Origin of the sequence: Pseudomonas oryzihabitans, from assembly GCF_006384975.1 — a bacterium.
In the GTDB taxonomy this organism is placed as follows: Bacteria; Pseudomonadota; Gammaproteobacteria; order Pseudomonadales; family Pseudomonadaceae; genus Chryseomonas; species Chryseomonas psychrotolerans_B.
This window is the reverse complement of the sequence record NZ_CP021645.1, coordinates 3,691,067-3,718,066: the sequence shown is the minus strand read 5'-3', so window position 1 is coordinate 3,718,066 and position 27,000 is coordinate 3,691,067. Positions and strand designations below refer to the sequence as shown.

Below are 27,000 nucleotides of genomic sequence, written 5' to 3'. Positions count from 1 at the left end.
GGATAAAGCCTGGCCTCAGATCCCTACGTCCGGCAGTGTCGGACGGGTTTCCAGGGCCTTGGCCATCAGGCGTTCGACGAAAGTGCGATCCGCTTCTGGCAGAGCCAGGCGCGGCGGACGGGTCAGGGCGCTGCCGCGGCCGGCGAGTTCTTCGCAGAGCTTGATGCACTGCACCAGATCCGGGCGGGCATCCAGGTGCAGCAGCGGCATGAACCATTCGTAGAGCGGCATGGCTTCGGCGAAGCGGCCAGCCTTGGCCAGGCGGAAGATGGTTTCGCCTTCGGTGGGGAAGATGTTGGACATGCCCGAGACCCAGCCCTCGGCGCCCACGGCGATGCTCTCCAGCACCACGTCGTCGAGACCGGCGAACAGCACGAAGCGGTCGCCCACCTCGTTGCGCACGTCGATGAAGCGGCGGGTGTCGCCGGAGGAATCCTTGAAACAGACGATGTTGTCGACGTCGGCCAGGGAGATGAGGATGTCCGGGGTGACATCGTTCTTGTAGATGGGCGGGTTGTTGTAGACCATCAGCGGCAGGTCGAGGGCGCTGGCCACGCTGCGGAAGTGGGCCGCGGTCTCGTGGGGCTTGGCCGAGTAGACCAGGGCCGGCATGAGCATGATGCCGTCGGCGCCGGCGCGCCCTACCGCCTGGGCGGTGCGGGTGGCATTGAGGCTGGTGAATTCGGCCACGCCGCAGATCACCGGTACGCGCCCGCCGGCGGCGTCCTTGGCGACCTCCACCAGGGAGATCTTTTCTTCCAGGGTCAGGGAGGTGTTCTCGCCCACGGTGCCGCACATCACCAGACCGGAGACGCCATCGCGTACCAGGTTGCTGATCACGCCATGGGTCTTCTCCAGGTTGACCGAGAAGTCATCGTTGAATTGGGTGGTGACGGCGGGAAAGACGCCGCTCCAGTTGACGCGGGGAGTGCTCATGCGGGGGTTTCCTCCAGACGGGAACGGGGCTTGAGAGAGTCGCGGTATTGCCGGGGCGACAGGCCGGTGAGACGGCGGAACTGGCGGCTGAAGGCGCTGTGGTCGGTGTAGCCACAGGCCAGGGCCACCTCGGTGACGGGCAGATCGCGGGCCAGCAGGCGCGAGGCGGCGTCGAGCCGGGCCTTGTGCAGCAGCTGCTGGGGCGTGAGACGCAGGATGCGCTTGCACTGGCGCTCCAGCTGGGAGACCGACAGTCCCACCCGCTGGCTCAGTTCGCCCACCGAAAGAGGCTGGGCATAGTGCTCGCGCAGATAGCGATCGACCTCGGCCACCTTGGCGTGGGCCGGATGATCGGCGGCCGGCGCCTGCAGATCGTGGGAGATGCCGGCCATGCCCATCAGCTGGCCCTGGGCGTCGTGCAGCGGCAGCTTGCGGGTCAGGCACCAGCCGGGGGTGCGACCGGCGTAGAGGTGCAGCTCCAGTTGGTCGTCCAGCGCCAGGCCTTCGCGCAACACGCGGCGATCCTGCTCGGCGTAGGCGCCCCCCAGGGGCGCGGGAAAGACTTCCTCGGCGGTCTTGCCGAGCAATTCGGCGACGCTCTCGTAGCCGCAGCGTTGGGCCAGGGTCAGGTTGACCAGCACATAGCGCGCCTCCAGATCCTTGACGAAGAACACCACGCCGGGGATGGCGTCGAGCAGCGGTGCCACCAGGCTCAGGCTGGCGAGCAGCGCGGGCAGGTCGGCGGGCCGGGCGCGGCTCAGGGCGTCCAGGTGGGCGGCGGGGGTCATGCGTCGTCCTCGGTCAGGGTCAGGAGGCTGTCGATACGGGTGGGTTGCAGCGGAAAGCGTGGGGCCGGTGGCGTCCAGCCGAGCAAGACACGGGTGGCCTGGCCGCAGATGCGGCCCTGGCAGGCGCCCATGCCGCAGCGACTGCGCAGCTTGGCCTGGGTCCAGTCGGCATGGCCGACCAGGGCGCCGAGGGAAACATCCTCGCAGCGGCAGACCAGGGTGTCCGGTCGGGCCAGGCGGGCGATGGCGGGATTGAGGGCGAAGGTCTGCGCCAGTTGGGCGGCAAAGCGGCGCCAGGCGCGGGCTTCAGGCTGCGCGGCACGGGCGGCCTCGAGCTGGTCGCTGGCGACCAGGCCGGCGATGCGGCCGGTGGCCTGGGCCAGTTCGTTGCCGCCGATGCCAGTGCATTCGCCGGCGGCCAGGATGTGCGGCTGAGCGGTGCGCTGCAGGTCATCCACGGCCACGGCGCCGTCCAGGGTCGTGCAGCCCAGGCTCTGGGCCAGTTCGACATTGGGCACCAGGCCGTAGCCACAGGCCAGGCGGTCGCAGGCTATCTCCCAGCGCCGTTCGCCCTGGCGCAGGCGCACGGCTTCGAGGCGGTCGGTGCCGAGGGCGGCTTCGACCCAGGTAGCGGGACTGTAGCGGGGCGTGGCCAGGGTCAGCGCCTGGCGCAGTTTGTTCGGCCAGCGCCAGAGTCCCAGGCCGAAGTCGAGCACGGCGCGGCGTTCGGCCTGTTCAGCGACCAGGGCTACCCGTGCGCCGGCTTGGCGCGCCGTGGCGGCGCTGGCCAGCAGCAGCGGCCCGGTGCCGGCGACGACGAGGCGCTCACCGGCGACCTCGACACCGCCCTTGATCAAGGCCTGCAAGCCGCCGGCCCCGGTCACGCCGGGCAGCGTCCAGCCCGGGAAGGGCAGCAGCAATTCGCGGGCGCCGGTGCAGAGGATGAGGGTGTCGAAAGTCAGGGGGCGGCTGCCCGTCGCGTCCTCCAGCAGTAGCTGGTGCGTGCCTAGGACAGCGGCGACGCGGGTCTGGGTGAGCAGAGTGACGTCTGCCGGCAGCTGGCCGACTTCGGCGGCGACCTGGCCCGCTCGGGCACGCCAGATCTGCCCGCCTGGCAGGGGGTTGTCGTCCAGCAGCGTCAGGTTCAAGCCCCGGCCGCTGGCAGCACGCGCGGCAGCGAGACCAGCCGGGCCGGCGCCGATGATGAGCAGGTCGCAATGTTGGGTCGTCATGGCAGTCGCTCCACCTGCATGCCGTCCTGGCAAGGGGTCTGGCAGGCCAGGCGGCGTACGCCGTCGACCTGCACCCGGCATTCCTGGCAGATGCCCATGCCACAAAAGGGCGCCCGGGCTTCACCGCCTACCGAGCGCCGCGCCGCGGGATCGCGACTCTTGGCCAGGGCCGCCGTGAGCAGGCTGCCGGGGCGGACCTCCAGGCGTTCGCCGTCGATGGTCAGGGTCAGCATGCCTGGCTCCTCGGGGTGGTCACGAAACGGCTGGGCGCGAAGGGTTCCACGTGGAACCCCGGCTGTTCGCCGAACAGACTGGCGACTATGGCTTCGGCAGTGGCGGGCGCGGTGGTGACGCCCAGGCCTTCGTGACCGACCGCTAGCCACAGCCCCGGCTGGTCGGGATGGGCGCCGATCAAGGGCAGGCCATCGGGGCTGGCGGCGCGCTGGCCGGTCCAGCCGCGGATCAGCGAGGTATGCGTCAGGCCGGGCAGGAAGTCCAGGGCGCGGCGCAGCAACTGGCCGACCACGGCGGGCTCCACGTCCCTATCCGGGCGCTCGAATTGCCGCGAGGAGCCGATCAAGAGTTGTCCGGAGGGCCGCGGCTGGACGTTGAAGGCCACCGAAGCACCGCTGCTGGCATGGGCGCTGGCGCCGTAGCCGATCTCCACCAACTGATGGTGGATCTGCGCAGGATAGCGATCGGTGATCAGCAGGTGGCCCTTCTTGGGCACCAGCGGCAGCTCCGGGCAGAGACTCGCGGCCTGCAGGCCAGCGGCGAGCACCACGGCATCGGCGGTCAGCCAGCGCCCGTCGTCCAGGCGCACGCGTTGACCTTCGACGGCAGTCACTCGGGCACGTTGACACTCGATCAGTGGCGAGCGCTGCAGCAGCCAGGCGGCGACCACCGGGGCATAGAGCAGACCGTCGCCGGGTACTTGCAGGCTGCCGGCCAGGGCAGTCAGCGCCGGCTCGGCGGCGGCGGTCGCCGCAGCGTCCAGCGGCTGGTTGGCGATACCCTGGGCATCCAATCGGGCACGCTTCTGCTCGATGAGGTCGAGTTCAGCGGCATCGCGGGCCAGCCAGAGGGTGCCGCAGTTGCGGTAGTCGGCGGCGCTCGGCAATTGCGGCACCAGCTCACGCCAGAGCGCCAGGGAGCGGGCGCTCAGGGTCAGTTCGGCGGGGTCGTCGTCCATCACCACCAGGTGGCCCATGCCAGCGGCGGAGGCGCCGGGCAGGCCGGCGTCCAGCACCCGCACGCGGCAGCCACGCGCGGCCAGGGCCGCGGCGCAGCTGGCACCGACGATGCCGCCGCCGACGACGAGGACGTCCGCCACCTTCTTCACCCCGGAATACCCCAGGCGAAGGGATCGTCTTCGGCCAACAGTAGGGTCGCTTCGGCCATGACGTGGGCACGGCCACGGATCACCGGCAGGATGCGGCCTTCATCGCCGGGCTGATAATGGGCTTCGAAGCGACTGCCGATGACACTGGCCTGGCGCCAGACGGCACCGGGCGCCAGGTCGCCGTCAGCCGCCAGGCAGGCCAGCTTGGCGCTGGTGCCGGTGCCGCAGGGCGAACGGTCGTAGGCGCGGCCCGGGCAGAGCACGTAGCTGCGGCTGTCGGCGCCGTCCGGGTCGTCGGCGAAGAGTTCGATGTGATCGATATGGCCGCCCTGCGCGCCGGTGATGCCGGCGGCTTCCAGAGCACCGCGCAAGGCCAGGCTGAAGGCGAGCAGGCCGTCGAGGTTGTCGGGCGCAACGCGCTGGCCGTGATCGGCACAGAGGAAGAACCAGTTGCCGCCCCAGGCGATGTCGCCGCTGACAGCGCCGTGGCCAGGAATCTCTACCTGTACGGCCTGGCGGTAGCGGTAGGCCGGCACATTGCGCACGCTGACGCTGCCGTCCTCGTGCAGGGTGGCGGTGACGTCCCCTACCGGCGTCTCGATCAGGTGGTCGCCCGGGCCGATCCGGCCGAGATGGGCCAGGGACACCACCAGACCGATGGTGCCGTGGCCGCACATGCCGAGATAACCGACCTCGTTGAAGAACACCACGCCAGCGCTGGCGGCAGGCGATACCGGCTCGCAGAGCAGCGCACCCACCAGCACCTCGTTGCCGCGCGGTTCGCGCATGCAGGCCCGGCGGAAGGCATCGTGCTCGCTAGCCAGGCGGCTGCGGCGTTCGGCCATGCTGCCGTGGCCGAGCTCGGGAAAACCGTCCAGCACCAGGCGCGTGGGTTCACCGCCGGTGTGGGAGTCGATGACGCGGATGCGCTGCATGGCTGACCTCCGTGAGAGAGGCTCCAGTGTCGCGCAGATGACGGCAAAAGGCTTGCAGGACGTCGGCTATCGAAATGCCGAAATCAGCATAATTCAATACCGCCGATCAGCCGCTGTGGCTTTGCGTCTCCAGATGCCGCCAGACCTGCTGCACCAGTCGCTTGCGCAACAGGGCACAGCGATAGAGGCGGATCTCCAGGCTGACCTGCCAGGCGGCATCGCCACAGATCGCCAGCTCGCCACGGGCCAGTTCCGCCGCCACCGACAGCTGCGGCACCCAGGCCACGCCCAGGCCCTGCAGCGCCATGGTCTTGAGGCTGTCGGCCATGGCGGTTTCGTAGAGGGTCACGGCGCGCAACTTGCGCTGGCGCAAGAGCAGATTCACCGAGCGACCGAGAAAGGCACCGGCGCTGTAGGCCAGCAGCGGCACGCTGCTCTGCCCGTCGAGCTGGAACAGCGGCCGGCCTTCGCCATCGGTGGCGCAGACCGGCAGCATGGCGGTGTGCGCCAGGTGCAGCGAGGGGAACAGCTCCGGATCCATCTGCAGGGCGGCATCGGGATCATGGAAGGCCAACATCAGGTCGCAGGCGCCGTCGCGCAGGGCGTGGATGGCGTCGCCGACGTTGGTCGCCACCAGGCGGCTGGCCAGCGCCAGGCCCTGGCCGCGCAGACCGGCGATCCACTGCGGAAAGAAGCCCAGCGCCAGGGAATGGGCGGCGGCGAATTGCAGCACCTCGCCCTGCCCGCCTTCGAGGTGGTGCAGGTGGCGTACCGTCTCGCCCAGCTGCTCCACCACGCTGCGCGCCGTGACCAGAAACAGCTGACCGGCTTCGGTGAGGCTGACCGGCGTATGGGATCTGTCCACCAGGGTCAGGCCGACGCTTTCCTCCAGCGCGCGGATGCGGCGGCTGAAGGCGGGCTGGGTGACGAAGCGCTTTTCGGCGGCCTGGGAAAAGCTGTGGGTGGCGGCCAGGGCGATGAAGTCTTCCAGCCATTTGAATTCGATGTTCATGGCACCTATACGTCGTCGACTTGCGCGAGGTCACACCGGGAGTTATGCCGATCCGGCATGAGCCTTGGCGGAACGGCATTGGCCGGGATCGGCTGAGAGGCCTAGATTCTAAGCCATCGCGGCGCTCGCCGCTTGATCGAAGCCCAAGGCCATCATGTCCATCTCTGCATCACCCGTCCGCCTCGAAAAAGATCTCCTCGGTACTCTCGACGTCCCCGCCGACGCCTACTACGGCATCCAGACCCTGCGCGCCGTGCAGAACTTCCGCCTCTCCGGCGTGCCGCTCGGGCACTATCCGAAGCTGGTGGTGGCCCTGGCCATGGTCAAGCAGGCCGCGGCCGACGCCAACTACCGCCTCGGCCATCTGCCGGCAGAGAAACACCAGGCGATCGTTGATGCCTGCTCGCGCATCATCCGCGGCGAATTCCACGACCAGTTCGTGGTGGACATGATCCAGGGCGGTGCCGGCACCTCGACCAACATGAACGCCAACGAGGTGATCGCCAACGTGGCGCTGGAGATCCTCGGCCATGCCAAGGGTGAGTATCGCTACCTGCACCCGAACAACGACGTCAACATGGCGCAGTCGACCAACGACGCCTACCCCACCGCTATCCGCCTGGGCCTGTTGCTCGGTCATGACGCCCTGCTCGCCAGCCTGGACAGCCTGATCACCGCCTTCGCCGCCAAGGGGGTGGAATTCGCCGAGGTGCTGAAGATGGGCCGCACCCAGCTGCAGGACGCGGTGCCCATGACCCTCGGCCAGGAATTCCATGCCTTCGCCACCACCCTGGGCGAGGACTTGGCGCGGCTGAAGAGCCTGGCGCCGGAGCTGCTCACCGAGGTCAACCTGGGCGGTACCGCCATCGGCACCGGCATCAACGCCGACCCCGGCTACCAGCTGCTAGCCGTGCAGCGCCTGGCGGAGATCAGCGGCCAGCCGCTCAAGCCCGCCGCCGACCTGATCGAGGCCACCTCGGACATGGGCGCCTTCGTGCTGTTCTCCGGCATGCTCAAGCGCACCGCGGTGAAGCTGTCGAAGATCTGCAACGACCTGCGCCTGCTCTCCAGCGGTCCGCGCACCGGCATCAACGAGATCAACCTGCCGCCACGCCAGCCGGGCAGTTCCATCATGCCGGGCAAGGTCAATCCGGTGATTCCCGAGGCGGTCAACCAGGTGGCCTTCGAGATCATCGGCAACGACCTGGCGCTGACCCTGGCGGCCGAGGGCGGCCAGTTGCAGCTCAACGTCATGGAGCCCTTGATCGCCTACAAGATCTTCGACTCCATCCGCCTCTTGCAGCGCGCCATGGACATGCTGCGCGAGCACTGCATCACCGGCATCACCGCCAACGTGGAGCATTGCCGCCGCCAGGTGGAGCACTCCATCGGCCTGGTCACCGCGCTCAACCCCTACCTCGGCTACGAGACCTCCACCCGCATCGCCAAGACGGCGCTGGAAAGCGGCCGGGGCGTGCTGGAACTGGTACGCGAGGAGAATCTGCTGGACGAGGCGACCCTGGACGACATCCTGCGCCCGGAAAACATGATCGCGCCGCGACTGGTGCCGTTGAAGGCCAAGGTCTGACGGCAATGCTCAGGGGCAGTAGCCTACTCGACCGAAAGGCTGCCACCCCGGTGAATCCTTGCAGGCGCTGGTTCGGCTGCCGGCCACCTGAGCCCCCTAGCATGTCCTGAGCGTTGCAGACCGCCGAAGGTTTCCAAAGCAGGCCTGGAGCCGGATCAAAGCTGGCGGTTGAGGACCACAGCACCCAAAACAGACCGAATGGTAGCCAATGGCTACCATTCGGCGCCTTCTTCACCCTGGCCAGGAACCAACGCGGGCGCCAAGGGACTGACCCTGCTTAAGAGATCCAACCAGATCCCTCTGCCAGGTACGGCCGATGCCTCTCAATCTCACTCTCGCCCGAGCGCTGGAGCAACCTTTCTGGGCCCTGCGCTTCGAGCCCGAGCTGGAACAGCACTATCAGCACGACATCGCCTGGTCACGGCGCCGTCATCTACGCATCAGCCTGACAGTGGCCATCCTGGCCTACGCTTGCTTTTCGATCTGGGACTGGATTCTGCTGACGGACACCTTCTGGGCCGTCACCATCCACAGCCTCCTGGTGGTACTGGGCGGGAGCGGCGTCTTGCTCACCTTGCGCGTGCTGCCGGCGGAGCATCCCCTACGCGAGTGGCTGGGTATCCTGCCCAGCGTGCTGGCCTACGGCCCGCCCCTGCTGCAGGTCGACGCCAGCGATGCCGCCCATCGCGCCCTCTGGCTGGCGATCCTGCCGCTGCTGATCCTCTACACCAATAGTTGCATCGCACCGCCATTGCGCCAGGCTGCGGTACACAGCGCCATCGCCCTGCTGGCCATCGGTCTGGCGATCCATATCCACGCCCTGCCGGTCCTGGAAGCCTCCCTGGTATTCACCCTGGCCCTGGCCACCACCCTCTTCACCCTGCTGGCGAATTTCTGGATGGAGCGGGCGCAGCGACGGGGCTATCTGCTGGTACTACGCGACCGCTTGCACAACGAGGAGCTGGCGGCCACCAATCGCATCCTGGAACAGCAATCCGCGACCGATCCCTTGACCGGCGTGGCCAACCGCCGGGCGCTGATGCAGGTACTCGCCACGGCGCTGCCGCGTCGGCACCGCCAGTCACTGCTGCTGTTGATGATCGATGTCGACCACTTCAAGGCCTTCAACGACCGCTACGGGCATCCGGCCGGCGACCGTTGCCTGAGGAGGGTCGCCGCCGCCCTCGCCGGACAGTTGCGCACCGGTGATTGCCTGGCGCGCTATGGCGGTGAAGAATTCGCCGTCCTCTATAACCCGACCGCGGATGAAGACCTCGACCAGATCATCCAGCGGCTGCTCGACGCGGTGCGCCAACTGGAGATTCCCCACCCGGGCAATACCGGGGCCGGACGACGGGTCACCGTCAGCATCGGCGGCGCCTGCGCTGGGCCTCATCACACCAGCGTCGAAGCCTTCATCGAGGCCGCCGATCGCCAGCTCTACTGGGCCAAGCAAGCCGGCCGCGATCAGGCGCGGCTGGAGCGCTGCGATGAGGAGCTGGCGCTCCCCGCGGGGATCTCCTAACCCAGGCGATAGACCCGGTCGACGAGCATCGCGCTGGCCAGGCGTTGGCGCAGATCGTCGTCCAGCCTGGGGTCCCGCCAGTCGTAGAGGCCGATGCGGCCATAGGCCTCCCCGCGGCGCGGGCGGGTACCGAGATACTCCCAGACCACGCGGGTACAGGCCGGCTCGCGCCGGTCGGAAGCGCTGACGCCCAGTTTGAGGCCATTGAGGCGGTCGATGCGGTTGCGCGCGCTGGGCAGCAGGACCGTTTGCGACAGCTCGTTGCCGGTCAAGGACTCGTAGTCGGTGAAGAACAGCCGGCTTTCCAGGCTCATGGCCAGGCCCAGGTAGCGAAAGCGCGCCTGGCTGGTGGCCTCGCCCTGCCGGCGCAGGCGCTCGAAGCGCACGTAGCGAAAGACCCCGTCCTCTTCGAACAGCCGCACCAGGCCACAGAGCACCACCCCCGGCGTGGACAGCGACGGATAGTACTCATGGTAGTAGCCCTGGTAGCGCGCCAGGCCTTCCTGGCGACTCGCCAGCAGCGCCAGGGTCTGCCCGGCCCAACCGGATTCGACGCCAGCCGGCTCGCCCAGCCGGGCCGCGAACTGGCGATGCGGCAGGTGCAGTTCGGCCGCCGGCAAGGCGAAGAAATCGGCCAGCCGCTGGAGGTTGTAGGGCGACGGACGGCTCTGGCCATTGAGGTAGCGATTGAACTGGGCGCGATTGATGCCCACGGCGCGACAGACGGCGGCAATCGAGCGGTGATGCCGGCAGAGCAGTTGCAGATTGGCGGAAAAATCGCTCATGAACCCTGCCCGAACTTGACAGACGGCCGGAAAACTAGCATCAAGTCGCGCCATTTTGAAGCGAGGCGCGGAATTGTCCACGCCGGTGGGATAGCCGAACCTAGACGCCCGGTCCGATTCACTGCCCGATCCGCGCGGACCGATCCATGCCAGAGCCCATTCCGGTCATATCCCCATGACGGGAAGCGGTTCTGGCATGGCTATCCCACAATAATAGCCCCACGGCGTGCGAGCCGGCCTTGGGGCATCACTAGCATGCTCGAGGATTCTCCATGCACTACCTAGAAATGCTCAACGACTTCCTGTCCGGCCATGTGCTCATCGTGCTGATCGTCGGCCTGGGCAGCTATTTCACCCTGCGCTCGCGGTTCGTGCAGGTCCGCCATTTCCGGCACATGTTCACCGTGTTCAAGGAATCCCTGCGCAACAGCGGTGACGGCCTGAGCTCCTTCCAGGCGCTGATGCTCAGCCTGGCTGGCCGCGTGGGTGCCGGCAACATCGCCGGCGTGGGCCTGGCCGTGACCCTGGGTGGCCCCGGCGCGGTGTTCTGGATGTGGGTGACTGCCCTGGTCGGCATGGCCAGCAGCTTCTTCGAGTGCACCCTGGCGCAGGTCTACAAGCGCGCCGACGGCGACGGCCTCTATGTGGGTGGTCCGGCGTACTACATCCAGCACGGCCTCAACAAGCGCTGGATGGCGCTGATCTTCTCGGGCTTGTTGCTGGTGACCTACGGCTTCGCCTTCGTCGGCTTGCAATCCTTCACCGTGACCCATTCGCTGGAGAACGCCTTCGGCCTGCCGGTGCAGTACACCGGGATCGCCCTCGCCGTGCTGCTGGGCCTGGTGTTCATCGGCGGCATCAAGCGCATCGCCGCGGTCTCCGACATCCTGGTGCCGATCAAGACCCTGGCCTACATCGCCGTCACCCTCTATGTGATCGTCACCCAGATCGACCTGGTGCCCGGCACCCTGCTGACCATCGTCAAGAGCGCCTTCGGCCTGGAGCCGGCCTTCGCCGGCCTGCTCGGCGCCGCCATCACCATGGGCGTCAAGCGTGGCGTCTTCGCCAACGAAGCCGGTCTGGGCGCGGCGCCCAACGTCGCCGCCGTGGCCGCGGTCAAGCACCCGGCTGCCCAGGGCGTGGTGCAGGCCTTCAGTGTCTTCCTCGATACCTTCGTCATCTGCACCTGTACCGCCCTGCTGATCCTGCTGTCGGGTTTCTACACCCCGGGTTTCGAAGGCGACGGCATCGTCCTGACGCAGAACTCCCTGGCCGCGGTGGTCGGTGACTGGGGCCGCATCTTCATCAGCGTCGCCCTGTCGCTGTTCGTCTTCACCTGCATCCTCTACAACATCTACCTGGGCGAGAACGGCCTGCGCTACCTGCTCGGCCGCGGCAAGGCCGTGCTGCTCGGCTATCGCGGCCTGGTGCTGGTGCTGATCTGCTGGGGCTCGATGCAGAACCTGACCACGGTGTTCGCCTTCGCCGACATCACCATGACCTGCCTGGCCTTCGTCAACCTGATCGCCCTGGCTCTGCTGATCAAGGTCGGCATGCGCGTGCTCAACGACTACGACGCCCAGCGCCGCGCCGGTGTCGACCAGCCGGTGTTCGACGCCGAGCAGTTCCGCGACTTGGACCTGGATCGCCAGGCCTGGCCGTCGCCGGATCGCCTGGAAGACACCGTCGCCGAAGCCCGCGCCGCACAGCCGCGCCAGGCGCACTGAGCGAGTCCGCGCTGACGTTGGGCTTCGCTGCGCTCAACCCAACCTACGCACTGCCGTAGGTTGGGTTGAGGCGGCTCCACCGCCGAAGCCCAACAACCCCCGAACCACGACCCCGCGATAATCCTGCACGGCCAGATCTCCAGGAATTCCCATGAGCGCTCCCTACCTGCACATCCTCTACACCGGCGGCACCATCGGCATGCAACAGACCGCCGCCGGCCTGGCCCCCGCCGCCGGTTTCGAGGCCCGCATCCATGCCCTGCTGGCGAGTCGCCCGGAACTGGGCACGCCGGCCTGGCAGCTGCAGGAGCTGCTGCCGTTGATCGACAGCGCCAACATGAATCCCGCCGCCTGGGAGCGCATGGCCCAGGCCATCCTCGCTGCCGCCGCCGATCCGGCCTGCCGCGGCGTGCTGGTGCTGCACGGCACCGACACCCTGGCCTACAGCGCCGCCGCCCTGGCCTTCCGCCTGCTGGGACTGCGCATTCCGGTGCTGCTCACTGGCTCCATGCTGCCGGCCGGCGTGCCGGACAGCGACGCCGACGGCAACCTGGCCGATAGCTTCGCCGCCTTCGCCAGCGGTCTAGCGCCGGGCGTGCAGGTGCAGTTCCATGGCGAGCGCCTGCCCGCCGCGCGCTGCACCAAGCAGGCCAGCAGCGGCTGGAAAGCCTTCGTGGAAAGCGCACGGCCGCGCAGTGGCGAGCCCCTGGTCGCGTCGCCTGCAGCGCTGGGATTCGACCAGCCGCGCCAACCGGTGCGCGTCGCGGTACTGCCACTGTTTCCGGGGGTAGACGGCACGACCCTGCGCGGCCTGGCCGGTAGCGGACTGCACGGCTTGGTGCTGGAGTGCTACGGCAGCGGCACGGGGCCGGCGGATGACGCCGACTTCCTTGCCGCCCTGGCCGAGCTGCGCGACGCGGGTACCCTGGTGGTCGCGGTCAGCCAAGGTGCCCGGGGTACGGTGGAACTGGGTACCTATGCCGCCGGCAGCGGCCTGGCCGATGCGGGGGTCATCTCCGGTCGTGGCATGACTCGTGAGGCTGCCCTGGGCAAGCTGCACGCCCTGCTCGGCGCCGGTCTGGACCGGGCTGCGGCAGCCGAGTGGGTCGGGCGTAATCTGTGCGAGGAGCTGTGATCGTCGGCTAGGTGCCGGCTGCTCCCTCACCCCGGCCCTCTCCCAGGGGGAGAGGGGGCGCTTGGGTAGACGCCGCAGCAAGGCAGTGACCCTGCCAAGCCAGGCGTGAGCCGTGCGCACGCGCTAACACCCAGCACGCCAAAGCCTATCGGAGCATCCCCTCTCCCTCTGGGAGAGGGCCAGGGTGAGGGTGCGCTTGAAGCCTGACAGCCCCAACCCATAGCGCCGAAGTCCATCTGAGTGCCCCCTCTCCCTCAGGGAGAGGGCCGGGGTGAGGGTGCGCTTGAAGCCTGACAGCCCCAAGCCCTTCGCACCAAACTCCTTCTGAGCGCCCCCTCTCCCTCAGGGAGAGGGCCGGGGTGAGGGCAACCCCTAGCGCCTAACCAGCCCCTACAGCGCCTCGCGCCACAGGCTCACCGCCATCTCCGCCGTGGCCCCCGGCGCCACGGTCAAGACATCGTCCATCACCCGCGCGGTCTCGATGCACAGCATGCCGGGCCAGGCGTCGTTGGCGAACTGGCTGAGGCGCGCCGCCTTGTCGATCCAGGGATTCCACAGCACCGCCGAATGGCTATTGCGGGTCTCGACGAACAGCCGACGCTGCCACTGGGCATCACGGATCGCCAGGCGTGCTGGCAGGCCGACATAGACTCGGTCGGTCTCGGCGGTGATGGTCGGCTCGCCGTTCTGCCGCTTGCGGGTCCAGCCGTCCAGGCAGTCGTAGTAGTCGGCGTTGGCCAGGCCTTCGATGCCCACCTCGCGCACGTCGCTCACGGCGAAATAGGTGTGCAGCGCCTGGCTCAGCACCAACGGGTGATCTTCCAGGTTGCTCACGCTCAGGGTCAGCTCCAGGCGCTCGCCGACGCTCAGGCTCAGGGTCAATTCGGTGGCATGGGGCCAACCGGGGGTGGTCTCGGCGGAGGTGCGGTGGTGGAAGTCCAGGCGCACGCGGTCCGTGTCCACCTCGACGCCCCCGGCCTGCCAGGCCACCTGACGCGCCAGGCCATGGGCCGGGGCGTCCGCCGTGGTGGTGCACATGGCCTGGACCTCGGCCGGATTCTTCAGCAGGTCGCCGAACCAGGGCCAGCAGATCGGGATACCGCCGCGGATCGGGGTACCGGGCTCGAACACGGCTTCCGGATTGCCCCAGACGATGTCCGGCTCGCCGTCGAAGCCATAGCGCAGGACGTGGGCGCCCTGGCAGGCCACCAGGGCTTCGGCCTGGCCGACGCGGATGCGCCAGACGGGCAGTTTGCCCAGTTGGATCTGTTCGACGAGGGGGGCAGCGGACATAGGATGACTCCTGGAAAAGGTGAGAGGCGACTGTAGTCCAGTCCATGACCGGGCTCCAGCCAGGCATAGACCGCAGCGACGGCAAAGTCTCACAGCGTCGTCCGGTTCTCAGGTCCAGCGGACAAGGCTCGGCTAGACTGCCAGCCCCTATGCTCAGGAATTGACCGGCCATGTCAGGTATCCCCCGCCGTCACCTCGCGTTCGGCCTCTGTCTCGGGCTGGGACTGCCCCTCCTTGCCCAGGCCGCTCCCAGCCTCGACGATGAGGTGCGGGCAGCCGTCAAAACGGTCATGGCCGAGCAGGACATCCCGGGCCTGGCGGTAGGCATCACCGCCCCAGGCCTGCGCCGGCTCTACTACTTCGGTACCGCCGACCGCCGCAGCGGCCAGCCGGTGGACGCCGCCACCCTGTTCGAGATCGGTTCCCTGAGCAAGACCTACACCGCGACCCTGGGCGCCTATGCCGCCGTCACCGGCCACCTGCGCCTGGACGAGTCGGCGGCCAAGGTGCGTCCTGCCCTGGCCGGCAGTCCTATCGGCCGCGCCAGTCTGCTGCAGCTGGCCACCTATACCGCCGGCGGGCTACTCCTGCAGTTTCCCGACAGCGTCACCACGGAAGATCAGGCGACGGCCTTCTACCGCGCCTTCCAGCCGCCCTTCCCCGCCGGCAGCCGGCGCCTCTATTCCAATCCCAGCATCGGCCTGTTCGGCGCCCTGGCCGCCCAGCGTCTGGACGAGCCCTTCGCCACGGCGCTGCAGCGCCACCTCCTGACGCCCCTGGGCCTCAGCCACACCTATCTGCAGGTGCCGACGGCCGAACAGGCGCACTACGCCTGGGGCCACGGCAAGAACGGCGAGCCACTGCGGGTCAATCCTGGGGTCTATGCCGAAGAGGCCTACGGCATCAAGACCACCGCGAGCGATCTGCTCGGCTTCGTCGAAGCCAACCTCAATCCCACGCGCCTGCCGAAATCCCTGGCCCAGGCGATCACCACCACCCAGCAGGGCTACTACCGCAGCGGTCCCATGACCCAGGGATTGGGCTGGGAGGCCTATGCCTATCCGCTGGCCAAGACCCAGCTGCTGGCCGGCAACACCCCGGCGATGGCTCTGGAACCGCAACCGGTGGAGTGGCAGCACCCGCCGCTGCCTGCCAGCGGCGCACGGCTGCTGAACAAGACCGGCTCCACCAACGGCTTCGGCGCCTATGCGCTGTTCATCCCGGAACGCCAGATCGGCGTAGTGATCCTGGCCAACCGCAACTACCCCATCCCGGCACGGATCGAGGCGGCGTGGCGGATTTTGCAGCAGCTCGATAGCCGGGTGCAGTAAGCGAACGTGCTATCGCGGCCATGGCGGCGCGCCGATGCCGCCGTAGGTTGGGTTGAGCGCAGCGAAGCCCAACATCGTCTCGGGGCCCGGGCGATGTTGGGCTTCGACGATGGAGCTGTCTCAACCCAACCTCAGGCCTCGCCCGCCTCGTCCCGCCCTTCCATCGGCAATTCATGCTCGGTGGCATAGCCGGCGTCGGCCGCCTCCAGCACGCCGTGGGCGATGCTGCAGAACAGCGAGTTGACCCGGCGCATGTCGCTGAGCAGGCCCAGGTGCAGGGAGCTGGTCTCGAAGCTTTCCACCACCTGCTGGTGCAGCCGCTCGACGTGGGCATGGGCGTAGCGTCTTTCCAACAGGCGGAAGCGCTGCTTGAGCCGGCGCAGGCGGCGGGCGGCATCCAGGTCGCCGGAGAGATAGACCGACAGGCACAGCTTGAGGCTGTCGACCAGCAACCGGTGCAGGGACGTGAGCTCTTCCACCCCGGAGGCCGAGAAGGAACGCCGGGCGGCGATCTTCTTGCTCTCCACGTCGCTGGCCATGCGTTCGATGAGATCGCCGGCCTGCTCCAGATTGATCGCCAGCTCGATGGTCTCGGCCCAGCGCCGACTGTCGCGCTCGTCGAGGTCCTCGCGCGGCATGCGCGCCAGGTACAGCTTGATCGCCGTGTAGAGGGCGTCGACGTCGTCGTCGAGGCGGCGCACCTCGCGGGCCAGTTGCTTGTCGCCAGCACCGCTGACCAGCACCAGCAGGTGCTGCAGCATCTGCTCGATGACGTCGCCCATGCGCAACAGCTCGCGGGAGGCATTGGTCAACGCCAGGGCCGGGGTGTCCAGCGCCGCGGTGTCCAGATGGCGCGGCCGCAGGATGGTCTCGGCGCTCTCCTGGGAGGGCAGGATGGCGGTGCAGAAGCGCGCCAGGGGCCCGGTGAGGGGCAGGAATAGCAGGCAGCGCACCAGGTTGTAGGCGACGTGGAAGCCGATCACCACCTCGGCGTCGTTAAAGTCGTAGCCCTGCAGCCAGTCGGCCAAGAGGCCGATCCACGGCAGCACCAGGATGCAGCCGGCGAGCTTGAACAGCAGGCTGCCCACCGCCACCCGCCGCGCCTCGACGCCCTGCTTGGCCGCGCCCATCAAGGCCAGCACGCCGCTGCCCAGGTTGGCGCCCACCACCAGGCACAGCGCCACCTTGAGCGAGATGACCCCGGAACCGGCCAGGGTGGCGGTCAGCAGCACCGCCGCCAGGCTGGAATAGGAGACCATGGCGAAGACCGCCCCGGTCAGGGCGTCGAGCAGTTCATCGCCGGTCAGCGAGGAGAACAGCACCTTGACCCCGGCGGCGTGGGTCATGGGCGAAGCCGCCTCGACGATCAGCTGCAGCGCCAGGATGATCAGGCCCAGGCCGATGGCGACCCGGCCGAGCTGGCCGGCGCGGGTCTGCTTGCGACCGAGAAAGAACACCACGCCGAGAAAGATCAGCAGTGGCGACAGCCAGGAGAGATCGAAGGTCAGCACCCGCGCCATCAGCGCCGTACCCACGTCGGCGCCGAGCATGATGGCCAGCGCCGGGGTGAGGGGCACCAGGCCCTGGGCGACGAAGGAGGTGACCAGTAGCGCGGTGGCGTTACTGCTCTGCACCAGGGCGGTGACGGCGATGCCGGAGAGGAAGGCCAGCGGCATGCGCTGCATGCTGCGGCTGAGCACCCGGCGCAGGCTGGCGCCGTACACCCGCAGGATGCCGGTACGCACGATATGGGTGCCCCACACCAGCAGGGACACGGCGGATAGCAGGTTGAGCAGTGTCAGCATCGCGGCGCCCTCCCGGCGCGTGTCCAAGAACTCCTGGCGAGCTTGTCATAAAAGTTTAATGACCGTCCTGCACAGACGCGCGAGCCCGAAGGTAGGGCACCTTCGGGCTCGCGGGGACCTGCTGAGTTAGGCGGCGTGGACCGAGTCGGGTTCCGCCGCTGGGCTCAGATCTGCTCCTTGCGCAGCTTGACCGCCGCGCGCGCCTTGGCCTTGCCACGCAGGCGGATATTGATGGCTTCCACCGCCAGCGAGAAGGCCATGGCGAAGTAGACATAGCCCTTGGGCACATGGACTTCGAAGGCTTCGGCGATGAGCACGGTACCGACCACGATCAGGAAGGACAGCGCCAGCATCTTCAGGCTCGGGTGCTTGTCGATGAAAGTGCTGATGGCACCGGCCGCCAGCATCATCACCAGCACCGCGACGATGATCGCCGCGACCATGACCGGGACGTGGCTGACCATGCCGACCGCGGTGATCACCGAGTCCAGCGAGAAGACGATGTCGATGATGGCGATCTGGATGATGGTGCCGATGAAGCCGCTGCCCTTCTTCGCCGGCGCGTCCTCGTCCTGCTCTTCCTCGCCTTCCAGGCCGTGGTAGATCTCGGCGCTGCTCTTCCACAAGAGGAACAGGCCACCGAAGAAGAGGATGAGATCCCGCCCGGAGATGCCCTGGCCGAAGACGAAGAACAGATCGGCGGTGAGGCGCATCACCCAGGTGATGGACAGCAGCAGCAGGATGCGGGTGACCATGGCCAGGGCCAGGCCGAAGAAGCGGGTCCGCGCCTGCATGTGCTTGGGCATGCGGCTGACCAGGATGGAGATCATGATGATGTTGTCGATGCCCAGGACGATCTCCAGGGCCGTCAGGGTAAAGAAGGCGACCCAGATTTCCGGGTTGGTCAACCACTCCATTGCAAATCCTCTCATCGCTAAGGCGCGTCTAATAGCAGCGCGCTTTAAAAGAAAAGGCGCGCCGGACGACGCGCCGTTTTCGAACAGCCGGCAAGGCTAGTCGTACAATTGGTAAAACTCTAGCGGCTGTACAGCGGAAACACACCCAGTAACAAAGCTCCGAACAGCAGGAACATGCAGGTCACGGTGGCCCACTTCAGGGTGAAGCGCTGATGGTCGCCGAACTCCACCTTGGCCAGGCCCACCAGCAGGTAGGTGGAGGGCACCAGGGGGCTGAGCAGATGCACGGGCTGGCCGACGATGGAAGCCCGGGCGATCTCCACCGGACTGATGCCGTAGGCCGCGGCGGCCTCGGCCAATACCGGCAGCACGCCGAAGTAGAAGGCGTCGTTGGAGATGAAGAAGGTGAACGGCAGGCTGACCAGGGCGGTGATCACCGCCATGTACGGCCCCAGGGCGTCCGGGATCACCGCCAGCAGGCCCTTGGACATGGCGTCGACCATGCCGGTCCCGGAGAGGATGCCGGTGAAGATGCCTGCGGCGAAGATCAGCGAGACCACCGCCAGCACGTTCTCGGCATGGGCGGCGATGCGCTGCTTCTGCATGTTCAGGCAGCGATAGTTGACGATCATGGCGATGCCGAAGGCGATCATGAACAGCACCGGCATCGGCAGCACGCCGACGATCAGCGCGGCCATCAGCGCCAGGGTCAGCAGGCCGTTGAACCAGCGCAGTTGCGGCCGGCGGGCCTCTTCGCACTGGGATACGGTGACGTTGGCGCCTTCGGTCTCGCCGATCTGCAGGATGCCCAGGCGCGCCCGCTCGCGGCGGCCATAGAGGTAGGCCAGGAAGAACAGCCAGGCGATGGCCAGCAGCATGGGCGCGATCATGGGGACGAAGACGTCGGCCGGGTCGACGTGCAGGGCACTGGCGGCGCGGGCGGTCGGGCCACCCCAGGGGGTCAGGTTCATCACCCCGCTGGAGAGCAGCATCAGGCAGGTCATGATCAGCGGATTCATGCCCAGGCGCTTGTACAGCGGGAACATGGCGGCCACGCAGATCATGTAGGTGGTCGAGCCGTCACCGTCCAGGGAGACCACTAGGGTCAGGAACACGGTGCCCAGGGCCACCTTGAGCGGATCGCCCTTGACCAGCCGGAGGATCCAGCGCACCGCCGGATCGAACAGGCCGGTGTCGATCATCACCGCGAAATAGAGGATGGCGAACAGCAGCATCACGCCGGTGGGCGCCAGTTTGCGGATGCCATCGAGCATCATCGGGCCGAGGGCGTCGAGCTTGACGTGGCCGAGGCTGGCGAATTCGCTGGATAGTGCCCAGGCCAGCACGGCGAAGGCGATCGGCACCATGGTCAGGGCGATCAGCGGCGAGAGGCGCTTGGTCATGATCAGGTACATGAAGGTCATGACCATGGCGAAGCCGAGGAAAGTCAGCATGGGAATACCTCTGGAAATTTCGCGAAAGGGAGAGGGTTCAGCCGCGGCGTTGGGGCGCGGTGAGGGCGAAAATCCAGGGGACGGAGGCGTGCAGCGACGCCCGGGGGGACAGGTACGACATGGCAAGGATCCTGGTTATTTTTGTAGGCACGTCGCCCGCTCACGGGGGCGGGTCTTGCAGGAATCCTAAGAGGTCAACCTTTCGCCAGCCTTGCGTGGTGGCCAGGGGATATTGCGGGATGTCACCGAAGAGATGGCCGGTCACTCGCGCCTGCGCACGGACCAGGCCACGCAGCCGCGCTCGGGCGGCGAAGTGGCCTGGTCTCATCAGCCACGCAGCCGCTGGTCGAGCACGGCGATGTGTTCCGGGCCGATGCCGCAGCAGCCGCCGATCAGGCTCGCACCGCGCGCCTGCCAGTCCTGGGCGAAGCTCAGGTAGCCAGGCGGATCGAGGTCCGGGCGCAGGGGATCGAGACCGTCGTTGGCGGTGGCCTCTTCCGGCTGGGGCGGGAAGGCATTGGCATAAGCGCCAAAGGGAATCTCGATACCCGCGGTGGCAAAGGTCTCACGGGCGCTGTCCAGCGCCGCCGCCATCACCTCGGGCTGGCTGCAATTGAACAGCAGCGCCCCAGCGCCCAGTTCCACGGCCAATTGCGCCGCCTCGGCCACCGGCTCGCCCGAACGCAGCCGCGGCACCTCGTCGACGTCTTCGTCCTTCAAGGTGAAAGACAGCCACAGCGGCTTGCCGTCGTCCGGCAGCCCGGCGGCGATGGCACGTACCTCCGCCAGCGAACTCTGGGTTTCCGCCAGCCAGAGATCGACATGGGGCGCCAGGCCGCGGATCAGCGGCTGCAGCACCTCGTCCACCCGCGCCGGCTCGAACAGGTCGGGGCGATAGGAGCCGAACAACGGCGGCAGGGAACCCGCCACCCGCACCGGCTGGCCGCTGGCGGTCACCGCCTGCCGTGCCAATTGGCCAGCGCGCGCGGCCAGGGACTCGCCTTCGGCCGCGAAACGGGTCTCGCCGATATGGAAGGGCACCACCGCATAGCTGTTGCTGGTGATCACCTGGGCGCCAGCCTCGATATAGGCGCGATGCACCGCCTCCACCTGCTCCGGCGCCTCGCTCAGCGCCAGGGCCGACCACTCCGGCTGACGAAAAGGGGCCCCGCGCCGTTGAAGCTCGCGGCCCATGCCACCGTCGAGAAGAACGAGATTCATCTTGGCCATAGCGTTTTTTCACTTTTCCTTATAACTAAAACAGAGTTCAATATCGGTTCTCATATCTCTCTAATACCAGGCCCTCTATCCCTTTGCAAAGGACGCCCTCATGAGAACCGCTCTGCTATCGGCCCTCGGCCTGACCCTGGCGCTGGTCGCCACCTCGGCCACGGCCGGCGCTACCCTGGATCGCATCAAGGCCAAGGGCGAGCTGGTCAACGTGCTCATGGAAAGCTATCCGCCCTTCTCCCAGCTCAATGCCCAGAACCAGCTGGAAGGCTTCGACGTGGACGTGGCCAAGGCGGTGGCCGACAAGCTGGGCGTCAAGCTGCGCCTGGAGACGCCGTCCTGGGACGTGATCGCCGCGGGTCGCTGGAGCGGCCGTTACGATGTCTGCATCTGCTCCATGACGCCCAGCCAGGCGCGCGCCCAGGTGTTCGATTTTCCGGTCAACTACTACGCCTCGCCGGCGGTCATCGTGGTCAACGCCGGTGACGAGCGAATCCATGGCGCCAAGGATCTCTCGGGCCAGAAGGTTGGCGTCACCAGCGCCTCTTCCTACGAGAGCTACCTGAACAAGGACCTGACCATCGAGGGCCAGGAAGATAAGCCGCTGAGCTATCCCTTCGACAACGTCCAGGTGGTGCCCTACCCCGACGACAACGTCGCCTTCCAGGACCTGGGCCTGGGCGCCGGCAAGCGCCTGGACGCGGTACTGACCAACCTGGTGACCGCCCAGCCGCGTATCGCCCAGGACGGCAAGTTCAAGCTGGCCGGCGCCCCGCTCTATGCCGAGCCCAACGCCGTGGCCATCGAGAAGGGCGATCCGGAATTCGCCGCCAAGCTGCGCGAGATCATCGACGGCCTACGTCAGGACGGCACCTTGAAGCGCATCTCCGAGAAGTGGATTGGTGCGGACATTACCCAAGCCCCATGAGTGACCTACCACCCCCGCCCCAGCGCCGCCCCCTGCTGAGCTTTCGTACCCGCGTCTGGCTGACCTGGCTGGCACTGTTGGCCGGGGGTGTGGTCTTCGTCCTGGGTTTCGATCTCAAGTTCGCCAGCGTCTGGCCACGCCTGCCCAACCTGGTGGGCTGGCGGCTGGGGCCCAACGGCTTCCTGCAGGGCGCGGCGCTGACGCTGTTCCTCAGTCTCTGCTCCATCGCCGTCTCGGTGCTGCTGGGTTTCGCCGCGGCCCTGGCCAGGCTGTCGTCCAGCGCCCTGGCCTATGGCGTGGCCACCTTCTACGCCTCCTTCTTCCGCGGCACCCCGCTGCTGATCCAGATCCTGCTGATCTACCTGGGGCTGCCGCAGATCGGCGTGGTACCAGGCGCCATCAGCGCCGGTATCCTCGCCCTGTCGCTGAACTACGGCGCCTATCTCAGCGAGATCTTCCGCGCCGGCCTGCTCGGCGTGCCGCCCGGCCAGCGCGAGGCGGCCCTGGCCCTGGGTCTTTCGCCGCGGGTGATCTTCTGGCGCGTCACCCTGCCCCAGGCCATGCGCAGCATCATCCCGCCCACCACCAGCCAGTTCATCTCCATGCTCAAGGATTCCTCCCTGGTCTCGGTGATGGGCGTCTGGGAGGTGATGTTCCTCGCCCAGTCCTATGGCCGCTCCAGCTATCGCTACCTGGAGATGCTGACCACCGCGGCGGTGCTCTACTGGCTGATGTCGCTGGCGATGGAGTTCATGCAGGCGCGCCTGGAAAGGCACTATGGGAAGGCGTATCAGGGGCGTTAGGGCGCCTAACCCTGTCCCGACAAACCACTCGTCACGGGAGTGAGTAATTTGAAAACGGACTGGCATAGCGCCTTACTGACACGCGCCACTGTTATCGACGAGAACTACAAAAGTACCCAAAACGTTCGGCGCTTCATGATCGAGCAATGTGGCGAAGCCTTCAGATTCGACCGTGAATTCATGGCGTGGATACGGAGCGATGCCCCCAAAACCCTGGGCGACGTTGTCGACGAGTGGAGGCGCCGGCATCCACGCTAGAGCATTCCGGCATCTCGACGGCGTTAGGCCTCACCACCTGCCGTCGAACACTTCCGCTGCCCCTTCCCTACCGGGCGCAACAACAGAAAACTCAGCAGCGCGAAGCCGCAGGCGCAGACCGCGGCATAGCCGGTCACCCAACCGACTCCCTGGCCGAGCGCGGCGCGGGCCAGCGCTAGGTCGACCCCATGGGCCTGTGCCAGTCCGAGGTTACCGGCGGCAATGGCCGCCGCCAGCGACTCGCGTCCGCTGCCATCCAGCGTGGTCGCCGCCGTAGCCAAGTGCGCCGCGACGCCGCCCAGCAGGATGGCGCCCATGAGCGCGATGTTCAGCGCCAGGGCAAAGATCCGCGTGCTCATGTCCAGCCCCGAAGCCATGCCGCTGCGTTCCACGGGTAGCGCCGCCGTGGCCGTGTTGGTCACCGGCGTATTGGTCAGACCCACGCCGATACCGGCCAGGAGGCACCCGGGCAACAGGGCTGGTATCTGGCCAGCCCCCAGGGTCACCGCCAGGCTGAGCAGCGCGAAGCCCAGCCCGATCAGGCCAAGCCCCAGGGGAATGACCACGCCGGGACCAAGGCGCAGCAACAGGCGCTCCGCCAGCGGTGGTACCAGAATGGTGGGCAGGGTGTAGGCCAGCACCATCCCACCCGTCGCAAGGGCGTCCAGGCCCACCACGGCGTGCAGATAGAGCGGCAAATAGATGACGAAGGGCCAGAAGCTGAAATTCATGCCACTGGCGCCCAGCAGTGCGCCACTGAAACGCCGGACGCGCAACACTGCGAAATCGAACATAGGCTGGGCCCGACGGCGCTCGATAACGACGAAGAGCAGCAGGCAACCCAGGCTCAGGATCAACCCCAGTCGTGCGGCCGGAGTAGCGGCGGCGCCGAGTTGCCCCTGGGTGATCAGGTAGACGAGACCGAACACCGCCAGGGACAGGGTGAGCATGCCCGCCAGATCGAGGTGCTTCGCGACAGGATTGGCCGATTCCTCGATCCCGCGCAGGGCACAGGCGACGGTGACCCCGGCGAGACCCACGTGGATCAGGAACACCCAGCTCCAGCTCGCCAGGGTCGCGAGTGCAGCCCCGACGATCGGCCCGAAACCGAGCCCGGCGCCGAAGACGATCCCCCACCAGCCGAACGCCCGGCCACGCGCGGCGCCCGCGGGAAAGTGCTGCGACAGCAAGGCGATCTGGCAGGCCAGCATCGCCGCCGCGGCCAGGCCCTGCAGGAAACGTGCAACGATCAGTACCGGCGCCGTGGTGGCCAGGCCACAGGCCAGGGAGGCAGCCCCGAAGACTAGGGTGCCCAGGATGAAGATGCGTTTGCGACCGAAGCGATCGCCCAGTGTCCCCATCGCCATCAGCACCGCACTCATGGCCAGGGTGTAGGCGTTCATGATCCATTGCAGTTGCCGGAAGCTGGCCGGCAGCGCCCTTTCCAGCAGCGGCAGGATGGCGGGAACGCTGGTGATCTCCAGGCCCAGCATCAAGGCCGCCAGGCAGATGGCAATCAGCGCCAGACCATTGCGGGACAGAGACAGGGACGGCATCGCGGCAAGACCTCCGGGTAATGGCCGCCAAGGGCGATCGGCTAGAGGTTGCGAACATGCCGCCCCACGATTTATTTAACAATCGTATGGTTGGCTATTTCAGTGACAACAAAAAAGGATGGCTGAGTGAAGAGTCTCGATGTCGATGCGGTGCAGGCCTTCGTCACCATCGCCGAGCTGCGCAGCTTCACCCGGGCGGCAGAAGTCCTCGGCTCGACCCAGGGCGCCCTCAGCGTCAAGCTCAAGCGGCTGGAAAACCGTCTGGGCGAACGACTCCTCGAGCGGACGCCGCGCCAGGTGCGACTGTCGGTCGGCGGAGAACGCTTCCTCCCGCGGGCCCGGGATTTTCTCGCCGCCCACGAACAGGCCCTCGCGGCCTTGAACGACCAGACGAGCCGCCGTTTCACTCTGGGCATCGCCATCCACCTCTTCGGTCCCGAGGTGCCAACTTTGCTGGCGCGGCTCAAGGCGCTCGATCCTTGCCTGACCCTGGAGGTCTCGGTGGACGACGCACCGGCCCTGCTGGGCGCCTACGACAGGGGCGAGTTCGATGCCGTCATCATCCGCAGCGACGACGATAGCCGGCAGGGCGAGGTGCTCGGTCCCGAGCACTTCGGCTGGTACGCCGCGGCGGACTTCGCCCCGCGCCCCGGCGAACCCCTGCGCCTCGCCAGCTACCTGACACGGTGCGCCGTACGAGACCCGGCCAACCGCCTCTTGGATGCGGCCGGCATTCCCTGGACAAGCGTCTTCGTCGGCGGTACCTCGGCAGTCGCCGCGGCACTCGCAGCAGGCCTGGCGGTGGCTGCCTTTCCCCGCCGACTGGCGACCGCCGCGCTGGTGGACGTCGGCCCTGCCCTGGGGCTACCCGCCATACCCTCCCAGGCCATCGAGCTGCACTCGTCGCTGACCGATCCCCGCACCCGGGCGACGCTGAGGGCCATCACCGCCGCCTTCGGTGAGCATCGGCGCCAGGGCTAGCCTCTTAGCTCCAGGCCTCCTGCAACCTCGCCAGCGCCTCGCCGATCCGTTCCTCCGGCACCGCCGCAAAGCCCAGCACCAAGCCGGCGCGGGCGTCGGGCGGGGTCGGGCCTTCGGCTAGCCAGTAGCGCGACAGGGGATTGAGCTCTACCTCGACCGCCGCCGCCTTGGCCACCAGCTCGGCTTCGCGGGCCAGGCTCTCTACCGGCAGGCACAGGTGCAAGCCGGCCACGGGGACACTCGGTACGGCGCAACCGGTGACTTGGGGCCAGCCGGCCAGCAGGGCGTCGCGGCGGCTGCGGGCGGCGCGTCTCATGCGGCGGATGTGGCGCTGGAAGTGACCCTGCTCGATGAAATCGGCCATGACCGTCTGGGTGGCGCTGTCGAGATGGCGGATGCCGGCCCGCTGCAAGGCCAGCAGTTCGGGCACCAGGGCCGGCGGGGCCATCAGATAGCCCAGGCGCAAGCCGGGAAAGGCGATCTTGGAGAAGGTGCCGACATAGAGCACCCGACCGTGGCGATCCAGCGCGGCCAGGGGCGCCAGCGGGGCACCCTGATAACGATATTCGCCGTCATAGTCGTCCTCGACGATCCAGCCGTCCGTTTGCCGTGCCCAGTCCAGCAGCGCCAGCCGCCGCGGCAGGGAGAGCACGGCGCCGGTGGGATACTGGTGCGAGGGGGTGACATAGACCAGCCGGCAGTCGCGCTGATGGGCCAACCGGTCCACTACCAGCCCCGCACCATCCACCGGTACCCCCTGCAAGCGCGCCCCGCCACTCTGCAGCGCCAGGCCCGCCGCGCGGTAGCCGGGATCCTCCATCGCCGCCAGCGCCCCAGGCGCCAACAGCAAGCGAGCGCACAATTCGATGGCCTGCTGGGCGCCCGTGGTGATCAGGATCTGCTCGGGCGTGCAGACCAGTCCGCGCGCCTGGCGCAGATAGGCGCAAAGCAGCCGCCGTAATCGGGGCTCGCCGCCTGGCGCGCGATAGCCTAGCAGCGCCGCCTCTGGATGGCGCCAGAAGCGCTGTTGCAGCCGTGCCCAGGTGGCGAAGGGAAACAGATCCATGGCTGGAATGCCGACCTGAAAGGCGCGTGGTGCACCGGACGGCGCGCTGACAGGGGCTTGTGGCGCCACCGGTGGCGTGCCGGTCTGATCGGACAGCGCCTGGGTCGCGCCGGCGACATAGGTCCCGTCACCCGGGCGGCTGTCGAGGAAACCTTCGGCCAGCAGCTGTTCGTAGGCGACGGTCACGGTGTTGCGTGAGACGCCCAGCAGCCGCGCCAATTCACGACTGGCCGGCAGCCGCACGCCAGCCGCCAGCGCGCCGGCCAGGATGCGCCCGCGCAGGCCTTGGTAGAGCTGCCGCGCCAGGCCCTGCCCAGGTTCCAGCAGCAGACCGGAAGGATCGAAACCCAGCATGATTGGCACCCTGAAAATG

Annotated in this window: 24 protein-coding genes; 9 read left to right on the top strand and 15 right to left on the bottom strand. The window is 67.6% G+C overall.

The features are described 5' to 3' along the window. Nucleotides 1–15: 15 nt before the first annotated feature. The 7 genes from CCZ28_RS16775 to CCZ28_RS16745 all read right to left on the bottom strand — a co-directional run bounded on the left by CCZ28_RS16775 (nucleotide 16) and on the right by CCZ28_RS16745 (nucleotide 6,245). Nucleotides 16–936, bottom strand: a complete 921-nt coding sequence (locus CCZ28_RS16775; RefSeq protein WP_140219800.1) for a dihydrodipicolinate synthase family protein — start codon at nucleotides 934–936, stop codon at nucleotides 16–18. Continuing rightward, entirely contained in the window at nucleotides 933–1,724 is a 792-nt protein-coding gene (locus tag CCZ28_RS16770) for an AraC family transcriptional regulator (protein ID WP_140219798.1), read from the bottom strand. The genes CCZ28_RS16775 and CCZ28_RS16770 overlap by 4 nt, the downstream gene beginning before the upstream one ends. After that, complete coding sequence (locus tag CCZ28_RS16765) at nucleotides 1,721–2,956, bottom strand: NAD(P)/FAD-dependent oxidoreductase (protein ID WP_140219797.1); 1,236 nt, start codon at nucleotides 2,954–2,956, stop codon at nucleotides 1,721–1,723. Before CCZ28_RS16765 ends, CCZ28_RS16770 begins: the two co-directional genes overlap by 4 nt. Beyond that, entirely contained in the window at nucleotides 2,953–3,189 is a 237-nt protein-coding gene (locus CCZ28_RS16760) for a (2Fe-2S)-binding protein (protein ID WP_140219795.1), read from the bottom strand. Before CCZ28_RS16760 ends, CCZ28_RS16765 begins: the two co-directional genes overlap by 4 nt. After that, entirely contained in the window at nucleotides 3,183–4,298 is a 1,116-nt protein-coding gene (locus CCZ28_RS16755) for an NAD(P)/FAD-dependent oxidoreductase (protein ID WP_140219793.1), read from the bottom strand. The genes CCZ28_RS16760 and CCZ28_RS16755 overlap by 7 nt, the downstream gene beginning before the upstream one ends. After that, nucleotides 4,295–5,233, bottom strand: a complete 939-nt coding sequence (locus tag CCZ28_RS16750; protein WP_140219791.1) for a 4-hydroxyproline epimerase — start codon at nucleotides 5,231–5,233, stop codon at nucleotides 4,295–4,297. Before CCZ28_RS16750 ends, CCZ28_RS16755 begins: the two co-directional genes overlap by 4 nt. A gap of 106 nt (nucleotides 5,234–5,339) precedes the next feature. Continuing rightward, nucleotides 5,340–6,245 (bottom strand): LysR substrate-binding domain-containing protein, encoded by a 906-nt coding sequence (locus CCZ28_RS16745; protein ID WP_140219788.1) that lies wholly within the window; start codon nucleotides 6,243–6,245, stop codon nucleotides 5,340–5,342. 154 nt (nucleotides 6,246–6,399) lie between these two features. Between CCZ28_RS16745 and aspA the strand changes: the two genes are divergently transcribed. Beyond that, nucleotides 6,400–7,833: an aspartate ammonia-lyase gene (aspA, locus tag CCZ28_RS16740; RefSeq protein WP_140219785.1), complete on the top strand. Its 1,434-nt coding sequence runs from the start codon at nucleotides 6,400–6,402 to the stop codon at nucleotides 7,831–7,833. A gap of 316 nt (nucleotides 7,834–8,149) precedes the next feature. Then, complete coding sequence (locus CCZ28_RS16735) at nucleotides 8,150–9,358, top strand: GGDEF domain-containing protein (protein WP_140219784.1); 1,209 nt, start codon at nucleotides 8,150–8,152, stop codon at nucleotides 9,356–9,358. Here CCZ28_RS16735 and CCZ28_RS16730 read toward each other — a convergent pair. After that, nucleotides 9,355–10,143, bottom strand: coding sequence for a helix-turn-helix domain-containing protein (locus CCZ28_RS16730; RefSeq protein WP_140219783.1), 789 nt, complete (start codon nucleotides 10,141–10,143; stop codon nucleotides 9,355–9,357). The two genes, CCZ28_RS16735 and CCZ28_RS16730, sit on opposite strands and share 4 nt — an antisense overlap. A gap of 272 nt (nucleotides 10,144–10,415) precedes the next feature. Between CCZ28_RS16730 and CCZ28_RS16725 the strand changes: the two genes are divergently transcribed. Together CCZ28_RS16725 and CCZ28_RS16720 are read left to right on the top strand one after the other, a co-directional pair. After that, nucleotides 10,416–11,870 (top strand): alanine/glycine:cation symporter family protein, encoded by a 1,455-nt coding sequence (locus tag CCZ28_RS16725; RefSeq protein WP_140219782.1) that lies wholly within the window; start codon nucleotides 10,416–10,418, stop codon nucleotides 11,868–11,870. 151 nt (nucleotides 11,871–12,021) lie between these two features. Beyond that, nucleotides 12,022–13,005, top strand: a complete 984-nt coding sequence (locus CCZ28_RS16720; RefSeq protein WP_140219781.1) for an asparaginase — start codon at nucleotides 12,022–12,024, stop codon at nucleotides 13,003–13,005. Nucleotides 13,006–13,395: 390 nt separating this feature from the next. Here the strand turns inward: CCZ28_RS16720 and CCZ28_RS16715 are convergent, their stop codons facing one another. Further along, a complete protein-coding gene (locus CCZ28_RS16715; protein WP_140219779.1) occupies nucleotides 13,396–14,298 on the bottom strand; it encodes a D-hexose-6-phosphate mutarotase in 903 nt (300 codons plus the stop codon). Nucleotides 14,299–14,468: 170 nt separating this feature from the next. Between CCZ28_RS16715 and ampC the strand changes: the two genes are divergently transcribed. Further along, entirely contained in the window at nucleotides 14,469–15,629 is a 1,161-nt protein-coding gene (gene ampC, locus CCZ28_RS16710; RefSeq protein WP_140219777.1) for a class C beta-lactamase, read from the top strand. A 131-nt stretch (nucleotides 15,630–15,760) separates the two neighbouring features. Here ampC and CCZ28_RS16705 read toward each other — a convergent pair whose 3' ends face one another. The 4 genes from CCZ28_RS16705 to CCZ28_RS16690 form a co-directional block, all read right to left on the bottom strand. Beyond that, nucleotides 15,761–17,434, bottom strand: a complete 1,674-nt coding sequence (locus tag CCZ28_RS16705; protein WP_140219775.1) for a Na/Pi cotransporter family protein — start codon at nucleotides 17,432–17,434, stop codon at nucleotides 15,761–15,763. 164 nt (nucleotides 17,435–17,598) lie between these two features. Beyond that, complete coding sequence (locus CCZ28_RS16700) at nucleotides 17,599–18,351, bottom strand: TerC family protein (protein WP_140219771.1); 753 nt, start codon at nucleotides 18,349–18,351, stop codon at nucleotides 17,599–17,601. Between the two features lie 119 nt (nucleotides 18,352–18,470). Beyond that, the gene (locus CCZ28_RS16695; protein WP_140219770.1) at nucleotides 18,471–19,805 is read right to left on the bottom strand and encodes a CitMHS family transporter; all 1,335 of its coding nucleotides are present in this window, start codon (nucleotides 19,803–19,805) and stop codon (nucleotides 18,471–18,473) included. Nucleotides 19,806–20,132: 327 nt separating this feature from the next. Continuing rightward, on the bottom strand, nucleotides 20,133–21,035 hold the full coding sequence (locus CCZ28_RS16690; RefSeq protein ID WP_140219767.1) for a homocysteine S-methyltransferase family protein: 903 nt from the start codon (nucleotides 21,033–21,035) through the stop codon (nucleotides 20,133–20,135). 100 nt (nucleotides 21,036–21,135) lie between these two features. Between CCZ28_RS16690 and CCZ28_RS16685 the strand changes: the two genes are divergently transcribed. From CCZ28_RS16685 to CCZ28_RS24760, 3 genes are read left to right on the top strand one after another with little or no spacing between them, the layout of a single operon-like run. Next, a complete protein-coding gene (locus tag CCZ28_RS16685; RefSeq protein ID WP_140219766.1) occupies nucleotides 21,136–21,963 on the top strand; it encodes an ABC transporter substrate-binding protein in 828 nt (275 codons plus the stop codon). Next, nucleotides 21,960–22,766 (top strand): amino acid ABC transporter permease, encoded by an 807-nt coding sequence (locus CCZ28_RS16680; protein ID WP_140219764.1) that lies wholly within the window; start codon nucleotides 21,960–21,962, stop codon nucleotides 22,764–22,766. The genes CCZ28_RS16685 and CCZ28_RS16680 overlap by 4 nt, the downstream gene beginning before the upstream one ends. Before the next feature lie 48 nt (nucleotides 22,767–22,814). Further along, on the top strand, nucleotides 22,815–23,024 hold the full coding sequence (locus tag CCZ28_RS24760; RefSeq protein ID WP_140219762.1) for a DUF6434 domain-containing protein: 210 nt from the start codon (nucleotides 22,815–22,817) through the stop codon (nucleotides 23,022–23,024). 23 nt (nucleotides 23,025–23,047) lie between these two features. Here CCZ28_RS24760 and CCZ28_RS16670 read toward each other — a convergent pair whose 3' ends face one another. After that, entirely contained in the window at nucleotides 23,048–24,580 is a 1,533-nt protein-coding gene (locus CCZ28_RS16670; protein WP_140219760.1) for an MFS transporter, read from the bottom strand. A gap of 126 nt (nucleotides 24,581–24,706) precedes the next feature. Between CCZ28_RS16670 and CCZ28_RS16665 the strand changes: the two genes are divergently transcribed. Next, on the top strand, nucleotides 24,707–25,561 hold the full coding sequence (locus CCZ28_RS16665) for a LysR family transcriptional regulator (RefSeq protein WP_140219758.1): 855 nt from the start codon (nucleotides 24,707–24,709) through the stop codon (nucleotides 25,559–25,561). A 4-nt stretch (nucleotides 25,562–25,565) separates the two neighbouring features. Here CCZ28_RS16665 and CCZ28_RS16660 read toward each other — a convergent pair whose 3' ends face one another. Continuing rightward, nucleotides 25,566–26,990 (bottom strand): PLP-dependent aminotransferase family protein, encoded by a 1,425-nt coding sequence (locus tag CCZ28_RS16660; protein WP_240795173.1) that lies wholly within the window; start codon nucleotides 26,988–26,990, stop codon nucleotides 25,566–25,568. Nucleotides 26,991–27,000: the final 10 nt, after the last annotated feature.

What these genes read in the sequence shown, in the direction of transcription:
- CCZ28_RS16725 (WP_140219782.1), top strand. Translation starts at nt 10,416, where the DNA reads ATGCACTACCTAGAAATGCTCAACGACTTCCTGTCCGGCCATGTGCTC.
- aspA (WP_140219785.1), top strand. Translation starts at nt 6,400, where the DNA reads ATGTCCATCTCTGCATCACCCGTCCGCCTCGAAAAAGATCTCCTCGGT.
- CCZ28_RS16680 (WP_140219764.1), top strand. Translation starts at nt 21,960, where the DNA reads ATGAGTGACCTACCACCCCCGCCCCAGCGCCGCCCCCTGCTGAGCTTT.
- CCZ28_RS16695 (WP_140219770.1), bottom strand. Translation starts at nt 19,805, where the DNA reads ATGCTGACTTTCCTCGGCTTCGCCATGGTCATGACCTTCATGTACCTG.
- CCZ28_RS16770 (WP_140219798.1), bottom strand. Translation starts at nt 1,724, where the DNA reads ATGACCCCCGCCGCCCACCTGGACGCCCTGAGCCGCGCCCGGCCCGCC.
- CCZ28_RS16705 (WP_140219775.1), bottom strand. Translation starts at nt 17,434, where the DNA reads ATGCTGACACTGCTCAACCTGCTATCCGCCGTGTCCCTGCTGGTGTGG.
- CCZ28_RS16735 (WP_140219784.1), top strand. Translation starts at nt 8,150, where the DNA reads ATGCCTCTCAATCTCACTCTCGCCCGAGCGCTGGAGCAACCTTTCTGG.
- CCZ28_RS16730 (WP_140219783.1), bottom strand. Translation starts at nt 10,143, where the DNA reads ATGAGCGATTTTTCCGCCAATCTGCAACTGCTCTGCCGGCATCACCGC.
- CCZ28_RS16685 (WP_140219766.1), top strand. Translation starts at nt 21,136, where the DNA reads ATGAGAACCGCTCTGCTATCGGCCCTCGGCCTGACCCTGGCGCTGGTC.
- CCZ28_RS16760 (WP_140219795.1), bottom strand. Translation starts at nt 3,189, where the DNA reads ATGCTGACCCTGACCATCGACGGCGAACGCCTGGAGGTCCGCCCCGGC.
- CCZ28_RS16775 (WP_140219800.1), bottom strand. Translation starts at nt 936, where the DNA reads ATGAGCACTCCCCGCGTCAACTGGAGCGGCGTCTTTCCCGCCGTCACC.
- CCZ28_RS16750 (WP_140219791.1), bottom strand. Translation starts at nt 5,233, where the DNA reads ATGCAGCGCATCCGCGTCATCGACTCCCACACCGGCGGTGAACCCACG.
- ampC (WP_140219777.1), top strand. Translation starts at nt 14,469, where the DNA reads ATGTCAGGTATCCCCCGCCGTCACCTCGCGTTCGGCCTCTGTCTCGGG.
- CCZ28_RS16715 (WP_140219779.1), bottom strand. Translation starts at nt 14,298, where the DNA reads ATGTCCGCTGCCCCCCTCGTCGAACAGATCCAACTGGGCAAACTGCCC.
- CCZ28_RS16690 (WP_140219767.1), bottom strand. Translation starts at nt 21,035, where the DNA reads ATGGCCAAGATGAATCTCGTTCTTCTCGACGGTGGCATGGGCCGCGAG.
- CCZ28_RS16670 (WP_140219760.1), bottom strand. Translation starts at nt 24,580, where the DNA reads ATGCCGTCCCTGTCTCTGTCCCGCAATGGTCTGGCGCTGATTGCCATC.
- CCZ28_RS16765 (WP_140219797.1), bottom strand. Translation starts at nt 2,956, where the DNA reads ATGACGACCCAACATTGCGACCTGCTCATCATCGGCGCCGGCCCGGCT.
- CCZ28_RS16720 (WP_140219781.1), top strand. Translation starts at nt 12,022, where the DNA reads ATGAGCGCTCCCTACCTGCACATCCTCTACACCGGCGGCACCATCGGC.
- CCZ28_RS16745 (WP_140219788.1), bottom strand. Translation starts at nt 6,245, where the DNA reads ATGAACATCGAATTCAAATGGCTGGAAGACTTCATCGCCCTGGCCGCC.
- CCZ28_RS16700 (WP_140219771.1), bottom strand. Translation starts at nt 18,351, where the DNA reads ATGGAGTGGTTGACCAACCCGGAAATCTGGGTCGCCTTCTTTACCCTG.